The organism is Cereibacter changlensis JA139 (genome assembly GCF_003034985.1).
In the GTDB taxonomy this organism is placed as follows: domain Bacteria; phylum Pseudomonadota; class Alphaproteobacteria; order Rhodobacterales; family Rhodobacteraceae; genus Cereibacter; species Cereibacter changlensis.
The window spans coordinates 12349-29250 of sequence record NZ_PZKG01000046.1; the positions used below are offsets into that span (position 1 = coordinate 12349).

Genomic DNA, 16902 nt, shown 5'->3' on the forward strand with positions numbered 1-16902 from the left:
CCGGATCCTTTCACGGATCTTGCGACGCCCGCGTCAGGCGTCGCTTGAGTATTTGAGCCAGGAAGAAGCCTCAGCGGAACAGCACCAGCGCCCCCGCGCTCCAGGCGATGCGGGCGCGGGCGCCGATGTCGAGCACCGGGCGGCCGAAGACATTGCGCATCGAGATCCGCGTCGGGCTGGCCGTGCCGTCGAGCCGGACGTCGTAATAGGTCATGTCGCCGTAATAGACCACTTCCTCGATCGTCCCCATGCTCTCGCGCTCGGCGGTCGGCTGGCCCTCGAAGAGGATGGTCAAGGTCTCGGGGCGGAAGCCCACGGTCGCGCCCTGACCCGAGGCAGCGCCCGGCGCCTGATCGGGGGCGAGGGTCACGCGGCCGAGGCCCTGCGCCTCGATCTCGATGCCGCCGGGGCCTTCCGACAGGATCTCGGCGGGCAGGAAGTTCATCGTGCCGATGAAATCCGCCACCTTCTTCGAATTGGGCCGTCGGTAGAGCGTCTCGGGATCGGCGAGCTGGGCGATCTCGCCCTCGAACATCACCGCGATCCGGTCCGACATGACCAGCGCCTCTTCCTGATCGTGGGTGACGAGGATGAAGGTGATGCCGACCTGCCGCTGCAGCTTGATCAGCTCCACCTGCATCTGCTCGCGCATCTTCTTGTCGAGCGCCGAGAGCGGCTCGTCCAGCAGAAGCACCTTCGGCTTCAGGATCAGCGCCCGCGCCAACGCCACCCGCTGCCGCTGCCCGCCCGACAGCGCATGGGCCGCGCGCGCGCCGTAGCCCTTCAGCCCCACCATCTCCAGCGCCTCGCCGACGCGGCGGGCAAGCTCGTCCTTGGCCAGATTGGCGCGGCGCAGGCCGAAGCCCACGTTCTGCGCCACGGTCAGATGCGGGAAGATGGCATAGCTCTGGAACACCATGTTGGTGGGGCGCTTGTTGGCCGGCACACCCTCCATATGCTTGCCGTCGATCATCACCGCCCCCGAGGAGATGCCTTCGAAGCCGGCGATGGTGCGCAGGAGCGTGGTCTTGCCGCAGCCCGAGGGGCCGAGCAGCGAGAAGAACTCGCCGGCGCGGATCTTGGCGGTGATGCCGCGCAGCGCATGGTAGTCGCCGTAGTATTTATGAACGTCGCGGAACTCGATCATGGTGGGTTTCTCGACGGTCACAGGAAGCCTCCGGTATCCTTGGCGCCGGAGCGGGCGAGGCCGCGGCGGCGGAAATATTCGGCGATGGTCAGGAGCAGGATCGACATGCCGACGAGGATGGTGCCGAGCGCCATGATGACGGGCACCGCCTGCGGGAAGCGGAACTGCGAGAAGATGTAGACCGGCAGGGTCACCTCGGTCCCGGCGAGGAAGAAGGCGATGATGAACTCGTCGAGGCTGATGGTGAAGGAGATCAGCAGCGACGAGATGATGCCGGGCATCACCAGCGGCAGGATGATCAGCCGGAAGGTCGAGACCGCGGTCTCGCCCAGATCATAGGCGGCCTCCTCCAGCGAGCGGTCGAGGCTCTGGAAGGCCGAGGACAGGATGGCGATGGTGAAGGGCGTGCAGATCAGCACATGGCCGAGGATCACCGTCAGGATCGACAGGTTCACCCCGAGGCCCAAAAGCACCACCAGAAGCGAGACGGCGACGATGATCTCGGGCAGCACCAGCGGCAGCATGATCAGCCCCATGATCCCGCCCTTGAAGGGGAAGTCGTAGCGCGTCGAGGCGCGGGCCGCGAAGACGCCCAGCGTCGTCGCCAGCACCGAGGCCGAGACCGCGATGATCAGGCTGTTCTTCACCGCCTGCCCCAGCGCCGGCTGCGTCGTCATCTCCGCGAACCACTTGGTGGTGAAGCCCGACAGCGGGAAGGCGATCACCGTCGCGTCGTTGAAGGCGAAGAGCGGCAGGATGATGATCGGCGCGTAGAGGAAGATCAGGTAGCAGATGGCATAGATGCGGAAGCCGCCGCCCTTCATGATTTCGGCCCTTTCAGGTAGCGGCGGTTCAGGAACAGGAACAGCAGGCTGACGACGGTCACGATCCCCATGGCCGAGACGGCGATGGCCGAGCCGAGCGGGTAGTTGTCGAGCTTGAGATATTGCAGCTGGATCAGGTTGGCCACCATCCGCCCCTCCGGCCCGCCGACGAGCTGCGGCGTGACGTAATCGCCGATGGTCGGGATGAAGACGATCAGCACCGAGGCGATCACCCCGGGCATCGCCAGCGGCAGCGTCACCCGCAGGAAGGTCATGAAGCGGCTCTCCCCCAGATCCTGCCCGGCCTCGAGCAGCGAGCGGTCGATCTTCTCCAAGGCGACGAAGATCGGCAGGATGGCGAAGGGCGCATAGGCATGGGCCAGGGTGATGACCACCGCGTTCACGTTGTAGAGGATGAAGGTCAGCGGCTCGTCGATGATGCCGAGCCCCATCAGCCCCGAGTTCACCACCCCGTTGAAGCCGAGGATCACCTTCCACAGGAAGACCCGGATCAGGTAGCTGGTCCAGAACGGGATGGTGATCAGGAACAGCCAGAGCGATTTGCGCGAGGGGTCGACGTGGAAGGAGACGAAATAGGCCACCGGAAAGGCCAGCACCACCGTCACCAGCGTCACCGCCATCGACACGCCGAGCGAGCGCAGCATGACGGTGCGATAGAGCTCGTTGGTCCAGGCCTCGTGGTAGTTCGCCAGCGTGAAGGTGCGGACGATCTCCAGATAGCCGTCGGTCAGGAAGCTGTAGAGGATGATCGTGCCCAGGGGCGCGGCCAGCAGCAGGATGGCATAGAGCGCGGTCGGACTGACCAGCATATACCCGCTCGCCGCCTCGGACCGCCTGAAGCGGTCCCATCGCGATCCCAGTTCCATCATGCCCCCTGGAAGCTTCCCTGCCGTTTTGATTGCACAGGTTACGCCGGAAGGTAAAGCGTTTCGGCAGCGAAACGCGGCAAATGCGCCCGATGCTTGGGCAGAGGCGAGGGGTGGGGCGGGACCGAAGCGCGCGGAACAGGATGAGTCGATTTTATGAACTTAATGCGACAGTTACGCGCCGTTTCTCTCGCCGCGTCTGAACCGTGTCGGTCACGGTCGCAATCTCAGCCTGCCACCCGTTCAATCGCGATCGCCCGCTTTTTCAGCTCGTCGTAAAGCGCCGGCAGCACCCGGGTGGAGCCGACGGCGACGCGCAGCGCGTCGGTCAGCCGGGCCTCGCTGACGCCCTCCTCGGCGACGCGCCAGATCATGCGCCGCGTCACCCCGTCGTCATAGACGATTTCCGTGCCGCCGTTGCGGCTGCGCCGCAGCCCGAGAAAATCCGCCCCGCCATGGGGCGCGTGAAAGCCAGCCTGATGCGTCATTGTGAACTCTTTTTGAAAAATGCGTCTGCATCAAACGTGCCACCGCGAAAACTCTCCGTCAATCAAACCCTTGCGCAATTCCCACAGGGCGAGTCCCGCGCGCCACACTAGACCGCGAGTTCCGCCGGCGGTCGCGCCAGCAGATCGGCCAGCACCCGCAGCGACTGGTCGAGTTGCGGCCGCGGCAGCCCGCCGGCGATGGCCAGCCGGACGGCGTTGGGCGAGCGGCCGTGCACCAGCGCGTATTCGTCGGCCGAGCGCACCAGCACCCCCTCGGTCTCGGCCATCCGGGTGAAGGTCGAGACCCGCCAGCCGGAGGGCAGCCGCAGCCAGACGAAGGGCAGCCCGGGCTGCCAGGACAGGTCATAGGCCCCCAGCGCATTGACGATGGCCTGCAGCCGGTCGGCATATTCCGCCTGCACCCGGCGGCGCAGCTCGGCGGCGACGCCGGAGGTCAGCAGGTCCAGCACCATGTCCGAGACCGGACGCGCCAGCGCGAAGAACGAATGCTGCGCCGTCAGCCGCCCGGCCCGGCCCATGCCGGCGGGACAAACGATATAGCCGAAGCGCAGCGCCGCCGAGATGCTCTTGGACAGGCTGCCGACATACCAGGTCCGCTCCGGCGCCAGCGCGCGGATTGCCGGCCAGGTGCTTTCGGCGATGGAGTAGCAGTCGTCCTCGATGATCTGCAGCTCGTGGCGTCGGGCGATCTCGGCGATCTCGGCGCGCCGGGCTTCGGGCATCCGGACGGTGGTCGGGTTCTGCGCCTCGGTGGTCAGGCAGAGGATCTGCGGCCCGTGCCGGCGGCAGGCGGCCTCCAGCGCGTCGGGGCGCAGCCCGTGCTGGTCGAGCTCCACCCCCACCACCTCGGCCCGCGCCAGCCGCGCCGCGTGGCGGAAGCCGGGATAGGCCAGGTCTTCGGTCAGCACCACCGGCCGGTCGCCACGCAGGCAGCACAGCATGACGAGGCCGATGGCGTTCTGCCCGCCATGGGTCAGCGCGATGTCGTCGGGACCGAAGCTGCCCAGCACCCGGTCCGAGAGCCAGCCGACCATCGCCGCCCTCAGCGCGGCCTCGCGGCGTTGCGAGCTGTATTCCACGTAATCCGGGCCGATCTGGTCCGCCACCCGCCGCATCGCCCCGGCGAAGGCCTCGCTCTGCCCCACGTCGGGCAGATGCGGCGCGCGCATGTCCACCAGCGAGCTGACGCCCTGCGGATCACGCTCCGTGAACAGCGACTGCGTCGGCCCCAGCCGCGGGGCCGAGGCCGCCACGAAGGTGCCCCGCCCCACCGTCGCCGCCAGCAGCCCCTCCTGCGTCGCCAGCTGGTAGGCGCGCGACACCGTCCCCGGCGTCGCGCCGATCTGCCAGGCCAGATCGCGCACCGTCGGCAATTGTGCCCCCGGCGCCAGCCGCCCGGAGCGGATCGCCTCGCGCAGCGCGCGGGTCAGCGCCAGATACTTCGGTCCGGGGAATTGTGCGAGGTCGGGCTGCCAGATTGTGTCTGTCACAATGTTCCTCTGGTGCGATTGCCTTTGTATTGTATACTTCACCTACTTGATACAGAGGATTGTATCAACACAAAAGGTGTACCATGCAACGCTCCCTGCCGATGACCCCCGGACTGAACCTGAACCGCCCGATGCCGATCCTGTCGCGCCTGCTGTTCTCGCTCGCCGCGACGGTGCTCGCCTGGGAGACCCGACGCCAGACCCGCGTCAGCCTCTCGCGCCTTGATCCGCATCTGCTGAGAGATATCGGGCTGACGCAGCAGGCCGCCGCGCTCGAGGCGCAGAAACCCTTCTGGCAGGGCTGATCCGGCCCGCCGACCGCTTCCCCACTGGGGCCGGGGCAACCTGGCCCCCTTTTTCGTTCTAGCCCCGGCTGTCCCGGCCGTCCTCCAGAAGCTCGACCTGCAGGCGCTGGATCGTCGCCAGCCGCTCCCACTGGCGTGCCAGATGCAGGTCGATCTTGTCGTGCAGGTGGCGGATCTCCAGCTCGGCCTTCAGGTTCACCTTGTAGTCGTTCTCCGACCGCTGGCGGTCCTTTTCCTCCTGCCGCCGCTGGCTCATCATGATGATCGGCGCCTGCAGGGCGGCAAGGCTGGAGAGCACGAGGTTCAGAAGGATGAACGGATAGGGATCGAAGGCGCGGAACATGAGCCCCGTGACGTTCAGCGCCATCCATCCCACCAGCACCACGGCGAAGCCGATGATGAAGGCCCAGGACCCGCCGAAGCGCGCCAACGCGTCGGCCGCCTTCTCGCCGAAGCTGCGAGGCTCGTCCTCGGAGGCGCCGACCTCCTGCGCCACCGGCAGCCCCGATTGCAGGCTGTCGAGCACCACCTTGTCCAGCCGGGTCAGCGCGCCCCGCTCCGATTGCAGCAGCTCTTCCAGATGCCGCCTGCGGAATCGCGCGGCATCCGTCCGGCAGATCAGCGCATCCGGTTCAAGCTGATGCCCCTCGGCCACAATCACCGCGCGGATCGAGGGGGTCAGATCGCCCACCGATCGCATGCTCGCGCGGGGAAAGGTCTTGCCACAGACGGCGCAGGCGCCGGTGTCGGAATGCATGGCGGTCTCCGGAAGCTCGTCCCAAGCAGCATCGGCGCCCGCAGGCCGAGATACAAATGAAAAAGGCCCGCGCGAGGCGGGCCTTTCTGCAAAATCGGCTGAAGATCAGCGCTTGGAGAACTGGAAGCTCTTCCGGGCTTTCGCCTTGCCGTATTTCTTCCGTTCCACCACGCGGCTGTCGCGGGTCAGGAAGCCGGCGGCCTTGAGGGCCGCGCGCAGCGAGGGTTCATAGAGCTGCAGCGCCTTGGAGATGCCGTGCTTGACCGCACCGGCCTGACCCGACAGACCACCGCCGGCGACGGTCGCGAAGACGTCGAACTGGCCTTCCACACCGGCGACGGTGAACGGCTGGCGCAGGATCATCTGCAGCACCGGACGGGCGAAGTATTCCGCCATGGTCTTGCCGTTGACGACGACCTTGCCGGAGCCGGGCTTGATCCAGACGCGGGCGACCGCGTCCTTGCGCTTGCCGGTGGCGTAGGAGCGGCCCAGCTTGTCACGGACGGGGGCGCGGACGACGGCCGCTTCGACAGCCACGGCCGCCTCGGAGACGACCGATTTCAGATCGTCGAGGGATTTGATGTCGGACATGCTCAGGCGCTCCGGGTGTTCTTCGGGTTCAGCGACTTGAGGTCGAGAACGGTGGGCTGCTGCGCTTCATGCGGATGCTCGGCGCTGGCGTAGACGCGCAGGTTGGTCATCTGCTGACGGCCGAGGCTGTTGCGGGTGATCATCCGCTCGACGGCCTTCACCACGACGCGCTCGGGGTGGGCGCCGTCAAGCACCTGAGCCGCGGTGCGGAACTTGATCCCGCCCGGGTGGCCGGTGTGCCAGTAGTAGCGCTTGTCGGCGCGCTTGTTGCCGGTCATCTGCACCTTGTCGGCGTTGATGATGATCACGTTGTCGCCCATGTCCATGTGCGGCGTGAAGGTCGGCTTGTTCTTGCCACGCAGGATATTCGCGACGATGGTCGCAAGACGGCCCAGAACGATGCCTTCGGCATCGATCAGGATCCATTTCTTCTGAATATCCGCCGGGGTAGCGGTGAAGGTTTTCATCTGGAATCCCATGCAGTGATGCGAGGGACAGCCCCCGCGAATTCGGATGGGGGTGTTTCCTCCATCCAGCGCATCGCGTCAAGAGGCGAAAGCGGGATAAAACCCATGCAGAACAGCGGCTTGCAAAAACGGTATCATTATACCCCATGCGCAAGCCCTGCCCCTGCCCCGGAAATCGCGATTCCCGGGGGCAGGCGCCTCAGCGCAGGATCGGCGGGCGGTTCGGGTCCATCCCCGGCGCCTGCGGCTGGGCGGGCTCCGGCGCCTCGATCACCGGCAGGTCGAAGCGCAGCGCGACCCGCTGCATCGCCGCCGTCGCCGGGTCCTGCGCCGCAAGGAAGGTCACATCCATCTCGCCCGCCTCGACGCCCGAGAAGGTCAGCGCCTCCGCCGCCGCCCGCGCCAGCGCGGCCTCGGCCGCCAGCGGCGCATCGACGAAAGCCAGCATGTGCCCGCGCCGCCCGCCCTCGTAGGTGACGCCCGCCAGCAGCGCATGGCTCGCCATGCCGCCGGCCCGCGCCAGCTTGGCGTCGAGCCCGGTCAGCAGCCGCTCCGGCACCGCGGGGGCGTGGAAGCTTTCGGGCAGCGCCTCCAGCTGATCCGGCCCGTGCAGGATGGTCTCGGCCAGCCAGTCCACCGCCTCGGCGGGCAGCAGCATCGACGAGGGCGCGGTGCCGAGGTTCAGCCCCAGCCCGATCCCCTTGCCCGCCAGATGCGCCGCAACCACCCGGCCCGGCAGCGCCGCATAGGGCGCCGGAATCCCGGTGAAGGCCGACAGCCGGTCCTCGGCGTCGAAGACCAGCACCACCGGCCCGTCCTCCAGATCGAAGACCTTCGGCGTCAGCACCTCGCCCTCGGCCTCGGACTCGAGCAGCAGGAACAGCTCGCCATCCGCCAGCCGCTCGTAGAAGGCGAGCCGTGCGGCGTCATCCTCTGGGGCGGCTTCCATCGCGGCATGGGCGGTATCGAGAGCGGTCATGTCATCTCCATCACGGCGCGCACCTCGGCACGGAGCGCAGGCAGCAGCTCGGTTTCGAACCACGGGTGGCGTTTCAGCCATCCCGTAGTCCGCCACGACGGATGCGGCAAGGGAAAGGCGCGGCTCTGCGCCAGATGGGCGCGCCAATCGGCCACCGTCTCGGTCACCGAGCGCGTCCCCAGATGCCAACGCTGCGCCGCCCCGCCGACCACCAGCGTCAGCTCGCGTCTGCATAGAGTGTGCATCACCTGTGCATGCCATGTGCGGGCGCAGATCGGCGGTGGCGGCAGGTCCGAACCCTTCGCATCGTATCCCGGAAAGCAGAAGGCCATCGGCACGATCGCCACCCGCTCCCGGTCATAGAACTCCGCCTCCGAGAGCCCCGTCCACAGCCGCAGCCGGTCGCCGGAGGCGTCGCGGAACGGCTCTCCGATCGCCTGCACCCGCGCCCCCGGCGCCTGCCCGGCGATCAGCAGCCGTGCCGAGGCGCGGAACCACGGCACCGGGCGCGGCTCATGCGCGGTGGCGGTCGCGGCAAAGCGCGGGGCGCACAATCGGCAGGCTTCTATCGCGTCGGAGAGGGCAATTGGGCGGTTCATCGCCCACCATATCGCCCTTGCTGTGCTGCGCGGCAACACCCTGTCACCGAAGCGTCATGCCACCGTTGCAGCGCCCCCGCGCCGGGTCTAAGGCGCGGATCAGTGTCGGAGCCCTCCCATGTATCGTGTCTCGCCCTTTCTGCGCAAATTCGGCTGGTCGCTGCTCGCCGGCGCCGCCCTGGCCACCCTGTGGGTCAATCTCTTTCCCGCAAGCTATTACGACGCCATAGAATTCCGCCTCGCCGACCTGCCGCTGCCGCGCTGGGTCAGCCCGATCCCGATCAGCCTGACGCCGATGGATCTGACATCGGACCTGCTGATGTCGCTCTTCCTCTTCGTCGTTGGCAAGGAACTGTGGGAGGCCCTGGTGCTGCAGCGCGGCGCGCTGCGCGGCCCGCGCACCGGCGTGCCGCTCCTGGCGATGCTGGGCGGGCTGATCGGCGCCGCTCTGGTCTGGCTGGTGCTGACCGCGCTGTTCCAGACCGCGGAGGAGGCGCAGCCCTTCGGCGGCTGGCCGGCGCCGCTCGGCGGCGACGTGGTGCTGGCCTGGCTGGTGGGGCGCATGGTCTTCGGCGCCAATCACCCGGCGCTGCACATGCTGCTGACCATGACCGTGGGCGCTGACATCATCGCGCTCCTGCTGCTCGGCGTCGCCTATCCCGGCGGGGCGCTGCGGCTCTTGTGGCTGGCGCTGCCGATCCTCGCCTGCCTCGCCGCCTGGGCGCTGGTCGGCCGCAACCCCGGCCGCCACGCCAGCGAGCGCCGGGTGCAGCGGGCGATGCATCTCTGGCCCTATGCCTTGGCGGGCGTGGTCTCCTGGGTTGGCGTCGCCGCCTCGGGCCTGCCTCCGGCGCTGGGGCTTCTGCCGATCCTCCCGGCGATCCCGCATGCCGACCGGGCCTTCGGCCTTTTCGCCCAGGCCGAGGAATACCTGACCGACCCGTTGAACCGGCTGACGCATCTGATGGTCCGGGCGGTGCCGGCGGTGCTCTTCCTCTTCGGCCTGACCCGCGGCGGGGTGGATCTGGCGGCGCTGAGCCCGACCACCGGGATCCTCCTCGGCGCGCTCTGGATCGGCAAGCCCTTGGGGATCCTCCTCGGCGGGCTGGTGGTGGCGCGGCTCTTGCACCGCCGCCTGCCTCCCGGTGTGCGGCCGCGCGACGTGATGGCGATCGCCGTGATCTCCGGCATGGGCTTCACCGTGCCGCTGTTGGCGCTGGAGCGCGCCCTGCCCGGCGGCGCCATGCAGGAGGCGGCGCGGCTCGGCCTCGCGCTCAGCCTGCTGGCGGGGCCGCTGGCGATGCTGCTGCCGCGCCGGCGGCGCAGATAACCCTCCCCGCGACATAATGCAGCCACAGGGCCGGATCGGCCGCTGCCGAGCGTTCCGTTAACCATTTCCCGGCCGGGCTGCGCTAAGACAGGCGCGGGTCTGGCGGGCATGGGGCGGAAACAGCGGCATGATCGAATTCGCGGCGGTCAGCAAATCCTTCTGGACCGGCGCGCAGCGCAAGGTGATCCTCGACCGCGCCTCGTTCCGCGTGGAGCTCGGCCGATCGCTCGGCATCCTCGCCCCGAACGGCGCCGGCAAGACCACGCTGATCAACATGATGGCGGGGCTCGAGAAACCCGACGAGGGCTCGGTCACCCGCAGCGCGCGGATCTCCTTCCCGCTGGGCTTCATGGGCGGGGTGGTGAGCAAGCACAGCGGCACCGAGAACGCCCGCTACATCGCCCGGCTCTACGGGCTCGACCCCGATTATGTCGAGGGTTTCTGCCGCTGGCTCTGCGAGATCGCCGAGTATTTCGACATGCCGGTCGGCACCTATTCCTCGGGGATGCGGGCGCGGTTCTGCTTTGCGCTGATGCTGGCGCTGGAATTCGACATCTACCTGATCGACGAGGGCATGCCCGCCACCACCGATGTGGCCTTCAACCGCCGGGCGGCGAGCATCCTGCGCGAGCGGCTGCGCCGCACCACGGTGGTCGTCGTCTCGCATCAGGCCGCGACGCTGGAGAAATTCTGCCGCTCCGCCGCAGTGCTGCGGCATGGCCGGCTGCACATGTTCGACACGCTCGAAGAGGCGAAACGTCTGTATGATTACAAAGCCTAAGGTGACGCGTTACCGCATCGACAAGCCCGCCCCCGCCGCCCCGCCGCCGGAGGACGATCCCTTCGACCCGCCGCCGGACGACGGATTCGGCGCGCTCGACCTGCGTGACGCCAACGCCGGGGCCGAGCGCGAGGCGATCCGCCGCGAGGGGCTGTCGCCACGGCAGCTGCGCAACGCCCGGCGGCTGGCGCAGCGCCATGGCCTGCCCGCCGGATCGGACGCCGAGGCGGTGCGGCAGCTGCGCCGCGCCGGCATCGACCCGTTCCAGCGCGCCGACCTGCTCGACGGCGTGGCGCCCGGCGCGGACGGGTCGCGGGCGCTGGCGCTGCAGGACGGCCCGCCCCTGCCCCTCCCCGCGGCGGAGGACGGCGGCCCCGCCGGCGAGATCCTGCGCATCCAGCGCGGCATCATCCGCCGCCGCCGCCGCCGGATGGCGCTGCTCTGGGCGCGGCTCGCCGTCTTCGTGCTGCTGCCGACGCTGCTCGCCGGCTATTACTACCACCGGCTGGCGACGCCGCTCTATGCCGCGCAGAGCGAGTTCGTCATCCAGCAGGCCGACAATACCCAGACCAGCCCGCTCGGCGGGCTGCTCAGCGGCACCGGCTTCGCCACCTCGCAGGACAGCATCGCCGTGCAGGGCTATCTGCAGTCGCGCGAGGCGATGCTGCGGCTCGACGCCGACATGGGGTTCCGCGCGCATTTCAGCCAGGCAAGCATCGACCCGGTGCAGCGCCTCGCCCCGGGGGCCAGCGTCGAGGCGGCCTACCGCGTCTACAGCCGCAACGTGAGGATCGCCTACGACCCGACCGAGGGCATCGTGAAGATGGAGGTGATCGCCGCCGATCCGCAGCTGGCCGTCGGCTTCGCCACCGCGCTGATCTCCTATGCCGAGGAGCAGGTCGACCAGCTGACCCAGCGCATGCGCGAGGACCAGATGGCGGGGGCGCGGCGCAGCTTCGAGGATACTGAGGCCAAGATGCTGGCGGCGCAGCGCCGGGTGGTGGACCTGCAGGAGCGCTTCAAGGTGCTCTCCTCCGATGTCGAACTGGGGCTGATCACGACGCAGTTGAGCCAGCTGGAAAGCCAGCTGACCACCGAGCGGCTGTCGCTGCAGCAGATGCAGTCCAACCCCGCGCCGAACGCCGCCCGGATGCAGCCGGTGCGCCGCCGCATCGAGGCGCTGGAGGCGGAGGCCGCCTTGGTGCGGGCCCGGCTGACCGAAGACAGCGCCGGCGGCCTGTCGCTGGCCAAGGTGCAAAGCGAGCTTCTGGTGGCGCAATCCGAGGTGGCGACGCGGCAGCTGATGCTGGCCCAGGCGCTGCAATCGCTGGAGGCGGCGAGGGTCGAGGCCAACCGCCAGACCCGCTATCTCTCGCTCTCGGTGAAGCCGGTGGCACCGGACGAGCCGCGCTATCCCCGCGCCTTCGAGAACACGCTGGTGACGCTGCTGATCTTCGCCGGGATCTACCTGATGATCTCGATGACCGCAGCCATCCTGCGCGAGCAGGTCGCCGCCTGACCTGCGACGCTAACCGTTCCTTCACCCGGGAACCCCAATGTCCTGCAGGGGCCTGCGATTCCCGCTTGCCCACGGCTTCGGGGACCGGCCATGCGACTGACCATCAAGACCAAGCTGGGCGCCACTTTCGCCCTGGTGTTCCTTCTCGCCGGGGCCGCGCTCTGGATGGCGGCCAGCCAGCTCGGCGCGATGAGCCAGCGGATGAACCAGCTCGTCGCGGTCGACATCGCCCAGGTGTTCCATACCGAACGGCTGAGCGCGGCGCAGACCGCCATGCGGCTCACCCTGCGCGACATGATCCTGGCCGAAACCAGCATGCGCCAGGAGCAGCTCCTGCCGCGCATCACCACGATCCGCGCCGAGATCCAGCAGGCGCTGGATGGGCTGACCGAAGCCGCCGAACCCGAGGATATCGCGGCGCTCGACACCTATCGCGCCACCTGGGCCGCGGCTGCTGATCTCAACAACCAGCTCGTCAGCCTCGCCCGCGAACGCCGGATGGAGGAGGCGCGGGCCATGCTCAAGACCCAGTCCGATCCGAAGATGCAGGAAATGGCTGAGCAGACCGAGGCGATCCGGACGGCCCATATGAGCCATGTCACGCTGGCGGTCGCCCGGTCGGAGGAAAGGTATCACGCCGCGGTCCGCACCCTTGCGGCGCTGATCGGCGCCGCCGCCCTGCTCGGCATCGGCGCGGCGGTCTGGATCATCGGGTCGATCTCGCGCGGGTTGAACAGCGCCCTCGCCATGACCCGGCGCGTCGCCGCCGGCAACCTCGCCGTCACCGCCGGGGCCGGAGGCCGCGACGAGATCGGCGAGCTGCTGCGCGCGCTCAACGGCATGACCGAGAAACTACGCGCGGTGGTGGGCGAGGTCTCCGCCGTCATCCGCCAGGTCGCCTCCGACAGCAGCGACATCGCCGCGACCTCGGACCAGCTGTCAAAGGGGGCCAACCAACAGGCCTCGGCCACCGAACAGGCCTCGGCCGCCGTCGAGCAGATGGCGGCGAACATCCGGCAAAGCGCCGACAACGCCGCCGAGACCGAGCGCATCGCGCAGAAATCGGCGAGCAGCGCGCGCGACAGCGGCGAAGCCGTCTCGGGCGCGGTGGGGGCGATGGAATCGATCGCCGGCAAGATCCTGGTGGTGCAGGAGATTGCCCGCCAGACCGACCTGCTGGCGCTGAACGCCGCGGTGGAGGCGGCCCGCGCCGGCGAGCATGGCCGCGGCTTCGCCGTGGTCGCCTCGGAGGTGCGCAAGCTGGCGGAGCGCAGCCAGACCGCCGCCTCCGACATCGCCTCGCTCTCCACCGGGACGCTGCGCGCCGCGACGGCGGCGGGCGACCGGCTGACCGAGCTGGTGCCCGACATCGAGACGACCTCGAACCTGGTGACCGACATCTCGGTGGCTTCGCGCGAGTTGGCGACCGGGGCGGCCCAGGTCTCGCTGGCCATCCAGCAGCTCGACCAGGTGACGCAGCAGACCTCCTCCGCCGCCGATGCGCTGTCCAGCGGGGCCGGCACGCTGGCCGGCCAGGCCCATCGCCTGCAGGAGGTGATCGGCTACTTCAGCCTGGAACCCGATCTGCCCGCAGCGCCGCCCGGCGAGACGCCGGCCTTCGCCCCGCCGAATACCACCGCCCGCGCGGCCTGAGCCATGCCGGGCCCGCTCTTTCCGCCTGCGCCATCAACCCCGGATCAGGGGATGCGACAGCGCCCGGACCACGCCGCGCAGCTCGGCCAACCCGCGCAGCCGGCCGATCAGCGGATAGCCCGGATGGGCGCCGCGCGCCGCGTCGTCCAGCAGGTCATGGCCATGATCCGGCCGGAACGGGATCTCGGCATCGGCGCGGCCGCTGTCGCGCCGGCGGGCCTCCTCCTCCAGCAGCGCCGCAATCAGCGCCACCATGTCGGTGTCGCCGTCCAGATGCGCCGCCTCCTCGAACGAGCCGTCCGGATCCTTGCGCACGTTGCGCAGATGCGCGAAGTGGATCCGCTCCGCGAACTGCCGGGCGATGGCCGGCACGTCGTTCACCGGGTTGGCCCCCAGCGACCCGGCGCAGAGCGTCAGTCCGTTGGCCGGGCTGTCCACCGCCCCGAGGATCCAGCCGATGTCCTCGGCATTCGAGACGATGCGCGGCAGCCCCAGGATGTCGCGCGGCGGATCGTCCGGATGCACGCAGAAGCGCATGCCCAGGTCTTCCGCCGCCGGGATGACCTCCTCGAGGAATCGGCGGTAGTTGGCCCGCAGCGCCTCGCGGCCGATCCCGTCATAGAGCGCCAGCCCCGCCCGCAGCCCGGCCACGTCGTAGCGGTCATAGGCGCCCGGCAGCCCGGCCATGATCGAGCGCAGCAGGGTCTCGCGATCCTCCTCCGTCGCCTGCTGGAACCAGGCCGCCGCCTCGGCGCGCACCTCGGGGCTGTAATCCGCCTCGGCCTCGGCGCGGCCCAGCATGTGCAGCTCGAAGGCCGCCATGCGCGGGGCCGAGAAGCGCAGGCAGGACCCGCCGCGCGCCACCGGGGCGGCGAGGTCGGTGCGGGTCCAGTCGAGAAGCGGCATGAAGTTGTAGCAGATCGTATGGATCCCCTCGGCGGCCAGGTTGGCCATCGATTGGCGATAATTGGCGAAGAGCGCCGAAAGATCGCCCTCGCCGCGCTTGATCCGCTCGTGGATCGGCAGGCTCTCCACCACCACCCAGTCGAAACCGGCGGCCTGCACCTTGTCGCGCACCGCGGCGATGCGCTGGCGCGGCCAGACCTCGCCATAGGGAATCTCGTGCAGGGCGGTGACGATGCCGGTCGCCCCGGTCTGCGCGATCTCGGGCAGGGTGATCTTGTCGAAGTCCCCGTACCAGCGCCAGCTTTCCCTCACAGCAAGTCCTCCACCGCCTTGCGCGCGCCGACGGCCCGCAGCCGGTCATGCGCCGCCGTCACCCCCGATTCCAGCGCGCGCGCCAGATCCTCGGAGAACACGGCCCGCAGCGCCAGAAGCGCGGGCACTCCCTCAGCCGCCCGCCGCGCCAGATCGGCGGCAAGCGGGTCCTTCACCTCGATCGGCCGGCCGGCCTCGTCGGTGCCGCCGACATATCGCATCCAGCCAGCCACCGCGAGCATCAGCCCCGGCGCGCTGCGCCCGGCGGCCAGCGTCTCGGCCAGCGTGCCGAGGATGCGCTGCGGCAGTTTCTGGCTGCCATCCATGGCGATCTGCCAGGTCCGGTGGCGGATCGCCGGGTTCCGGTACCGGCCGAGCAGCTGGTCGGCATAGGCGGCCAGCTCCACGCCGGGCGGCGGTGTCAGCACCGGGATGATCTCGTCGCGCCAGAGCTTCTGCACGAAGGCGGCGAAGACCGGGTCGGCGACGGTGTCGGCGATGGTCTCGTGGCCCGCCAGATAACCCAGATAGGCCAGGGAAGAATGCGTCCCGTTCAGCATCCGGAGCTTCATATGCTCGAAAGGCGTCACATCCTCGACCAGTTGCACGCCGACCGCGCCCAGATCGGGCCGCTCGCCACCGACGAAATCGTCCTCGACGACCCATTGGCTGAAGGGTTCGTGCATCACCGGCAGGTTGTCCTCGATGCCCTGCGCCTGCAGCCGGGCGATGTCCTCGGGCTTGGTCGCCGGCACGATGCGGTCGACCATGGTCGAGGGGAAGCGGCCCTCGGCTTCGATCCAGTCGGCCAGCGCGGGGTCGATGCGGCGGGCAAGGTCCAGCACCACGCCGCGCACCACCCGGCCGTTCTCCGGCAGGTTGTCGCAGCAGAGCACGCTGAAGGGCGGAAGCCCGGCGGCGTGGCGGCGCTGCAGCGCGCGCACCAGATAGCCGGGGGCGGAGCGCGGCAGCGGCCCGGCCAAGTCGTGGGCGATGTCGGGATGATCGGGGTTCAGCGCGCCGGTGGCCGGGTTGTGGCAATAGCCCTTCTCGGTGACCGTCAGGCTGACGATCTTCACCGAAGCGCGGGCCATCGCCGCCAGCACCGCCTCCGGATCCTCCTTCGCCACCAGGATGTCCTGCACCACCTCGATGCGGCGGACGGTCTCGCCCTCGGGCCCCTGCTCCACCGCGTGATAGGCGAAGCCCTGCGGCGCCAGGGCGTCGCGCATGGTCGGCGACTGCAGGCTCACGCCGATGATGTCCCAGTCGCCGCCCGAGGCCTGCATCGCGCGGCTGACATAGACGGCGCCATGGGCGCGGAAGAAGGCCCCGAGGCCGAGGTGGACGATTCCGGGTTCAGCGGGCAAGCCAGCCTCCGTCGACATTCAGGACAGCGCCATGCACATAGGCGGCGGCGGGGGATGCAAGAAACACCGCCGCGCCGGCGATATCGGCGGCCTCGCCCCAGCGACCCGCCGGGATCCGGTCGAGGATCGCCTGACTGCGCGCAGGATCGGCGCGCAGCGCCTCGGTGTTGTTGGTCTCGATATAGCCCGGGGCGATGGCGTTCACGTTTATGCCCTTCGCCGCCCATTCATTGGCCAGAAGCTTGGTCAGCCCGGCCACGCCATGCTTCGACGCGGTATAGGAGGGCACGCGGATGCCGCCCTGGAAGCTGAGCAGCGAGGCGATGTTGATGATCCGGCCGCCGGCGCCGCGGGCCAGCGCCGCTTTGGCGAAGGCCTGGCAGGTGAAGAACACCGCCTTCAGGTTCACGTCCATCACCTCGTCCCAGTCGGCCTCGGTGAAATCGACCGAATCCGCCCGGCGGATGATGCCGGCG

The 16902-nt window shown here is 69.1% G+C and carries 18 protein-coding genes; 5 read left to right on the forward strand and 13 right to left on the reverse strand.

The window, feature by feature from the left end; all coding sequences use genetic code 11:
* Window positions 1-70: 70 nt before the first annotated feature.
* From C5F48_RS11605 to C5F48_RS11625, 5 genes are all read right to left on the reverse strand, one after another.
* Window positions 71-1168, reverse strand: a complete 1098-nt coding sequence (locus C5F48_RS11605; protein WP_107664078.1) for an ABC transporter ATP-binding protein — start codon at window positions 1166-1168, stop codon at window positions 71-73.
* A complete protein-coding gene (locus C5F48_RS11610) occupies window positions 1165-1971 on the reverse strand; it encodes an ABC transporter permease (protein WP_107664079.1) in 807 nt (268 codons plus the stop codon). The genes C5F48_RS11605 and C5F48_RS11610 overlap by 4 nt, the downstream gene beginning before the upstream one ends.
* On the reverse strand, window positions 1968-2858 hold the full coding sequence (locus C5F48_RS11615; RefSeq protein WP_107664095.1) for an ABC transporter permease: 891 nt from the start codon (window positions 2856-2858) through the stop codon (window positions 1968-1970). The genes C5F48_RS11610 and C5F48_RS11615 overlap by 4 nt, the downstream gene beginning before the upstream one ends.
* A gap of 227 nt (window positions 2859-3085) precedes the next feature.
* The gene (locus tag C5F48_RS11620) at window positions 3086-3346 is read right to left on the reverse strand and encodes a hypothetical protein (protein ID WP_107664080.1); all 261 of its coding nucleotides are present in this window, start codon (window positions 3344-3346) and stop codon (window positions 3086-3088) included.
* A 107-nt stretch (window positions 3347-3453) separates the two neighbouring features.
* Entirely contained in the window at window positions 3454-4857 is a 1404-nt protein-coding gene (locus C5F48_RS11625) for an aminotransferase-like domain-containing protein (RefSeq protein ID WP_107664081.1), read from the reverse strand.
* A gap of 83 nt (window positions 4858-4940) precedes the next feature.
* Here C5F48_RS11625 and C5F48_RS11630 point away from each other — a divergent pair, with 83 nt between their 5' ends.
* Window positions 4941-5162, forward strand: coding sequence for a DUF1127 domain-containing protein (locus tag C5F48_RS11630; protein ID WP_107664082.1), 222 nt, complete (start codon window positions 4941-4943; stop codon window positions 5160-5162).
* A gap of 58 nt (window positions 5163-5220) precedes the next feature.
* Here the strand turns inward: C5F48_RS11630 and C5F48_RS11635 are convergent, their stop codons facing one another.
* The 5 genes from C5F48_RS11635 to C5F48_RS11655 all read right to left on the reverse strand — a co-directional run bounded on the left by C5F48_RS11635 (window position 5221) and on the right by C5F48_RS11655 (window position 8555).
* On the reverse strand, window positions 5221-5919 hold the full coding sequence (locus tag C5F48_RS11635; protein ID WP_107664083.1) for a DUF1003 domain-containing protein: 699 nt from the start codon (window positions 5917-5919) through the stop codon (window positions 5221-5223).
* 105 nt (window positions 5920-6024) lie between these two features.
* Window positions 6025-6510 (reverse strand): 30S ribosomal protein S9, encoded by a 486-nt coding sequence (rpsI, locus tag C5F48_RS11640; protein ID WP_107664084.1) that lies wholly within the window; start codon window positions 6508-6510, stop codon window positions 6025-6027.
* Window positions 6511-6512: 2 nt separating this feature from the next.
* Window positions 6513-6977, reverse strand: a complete 465-nt coding sequence (rplM, locus tag C5F48_RS11645; RefSeq protein WP_107664096.1) for a 50S ribosomal protein L13 — start codon at window positions 6975-6977, stop codon at window positions 6513-6515.
* A gap of 199 nt (window positions 6978-7176) precedes the next feature.
* On the reverse strand, window positions 7177-7956 hold the full coding sequence (locus C5F48_RS11650) for an SseB family protein (protein WP_107664085.1): 780 nt from the start codon (window positions 7954-7956) through the stop codon (window positions 7177-7179).
* The gene (locus C5F48_RS11655; RefSeq protein ID WP_107664086.1) at window positions 7953-8555 is read right to left on the reverse strand and encodes a uracil-DNA glycosylase family protein; all 603 of its coding nucleotides are present in this window, start codon (window positions 8553-8555) and stop codon (window positions 7953-7955) included. The genes C5F48_RS11650 and C5F48_RS11655 overlap by 4 nt, the downstream gene beginning before the upstream one ends.
* 118 nt (window positions 8556-8673) lie before the next feature.
* Between C5F48_RS11655 and C5F48_RS11660 the strand changes: the two genes are divergently transcribed.
* The 4 genes from C5F48_RS11660 (at window position 8674) to C5F48_RS11675 (ending at window position 13838) form a co-directional block, all read left to right on the forward strand.
* Window positions 8674-9885: a Na+/H+ antiporter NhaA gene (locus C5F48_RS11660; RefSeq protein ID WP_107664087.1), complete on the forward strand. Its 1212-nt coding sequence runs from the start codon at window positions 8674-8676 to the stop codon at window positions 9883-9885.
* 127 nt (window positions 9886-10012) lie between these two features.
* Window positions 10013-10666 carry an ABC transporter ATP-binding protein gene (locus tag C5F48_RS11665; protein ID WP_107664088.1) on the forward strand — a complete coding sequence of 218 codons (654 nt, stop codon included), beginning with the start codon at window positions 10013-10015 and terminating at the stop codon, window positions 10664-10666.
* 1 nt (window position 10667) lies between these two features.
* Window positions 10668-12185 (forward strand): KpsE/RkpR family capsule polysaccharide export protein, encoded by a 1518-nt coding sequence (locus C5F48_RS11670; RefSeq protein WP_308812754.1) that lies wholly within the window; start codon window positions 10668-10670, stop codon window positions 12183-12185.
* Between the two features lie 90 nt (window positions 12186-12275).
* Entirely contained in the window at window positions 12276-13838 is a 1563-nt protein-coding gene (locus C5F48_RS11675; protein ID WP_107664090.1) for a methyl-accepting chemotaxis protein, read from the forward strand.
* A 33-nt stretch (window positions 13839-13871) separates the two neighbouring features.
* Here C5F48_RS11675 and uxuA read toward each other — a convergent pair whose 3' ends face one another.
* The 3 genes from uxuA to C5F48_RS11690 all read right to left on the reverse strand — a co-directional run.
* On the reverse strand, window positions 13872-15056 hold the full coding sequence (gene uxuA / locus C5F48_RS11680) for a mannonate dehydratase (protein ID WP_107664091.1): 1185 nt from the start codon (window positions 15054-15056) through the stop codon (window positions 13872-13874).
* Window positions 15053-16444: a mannitol dehydrogenase family protein gene (locus tag C5F48_RS11685; protein WP_373454340.1), complete on the reverse strand. Its 1392-nt coding sequence runs from the start codon at window positions 16442-16444 to the stop codon at window positions 15053-15055. Before C5F48_RS11685 ends, uxuA begins: the two co-directional genes overlap by 4 nt.
* The coding region (locus C5F48_RS11690; RefSeq protein WP_107664093.1) for an SDR family oxidoreductase at window positions 16416-16902 on the reverse strand (487 nt) is incomplete at its 5' end. The genes C5F48_RS11690 and C5F48_RS11685, both read right to left, overlap by 29 nt.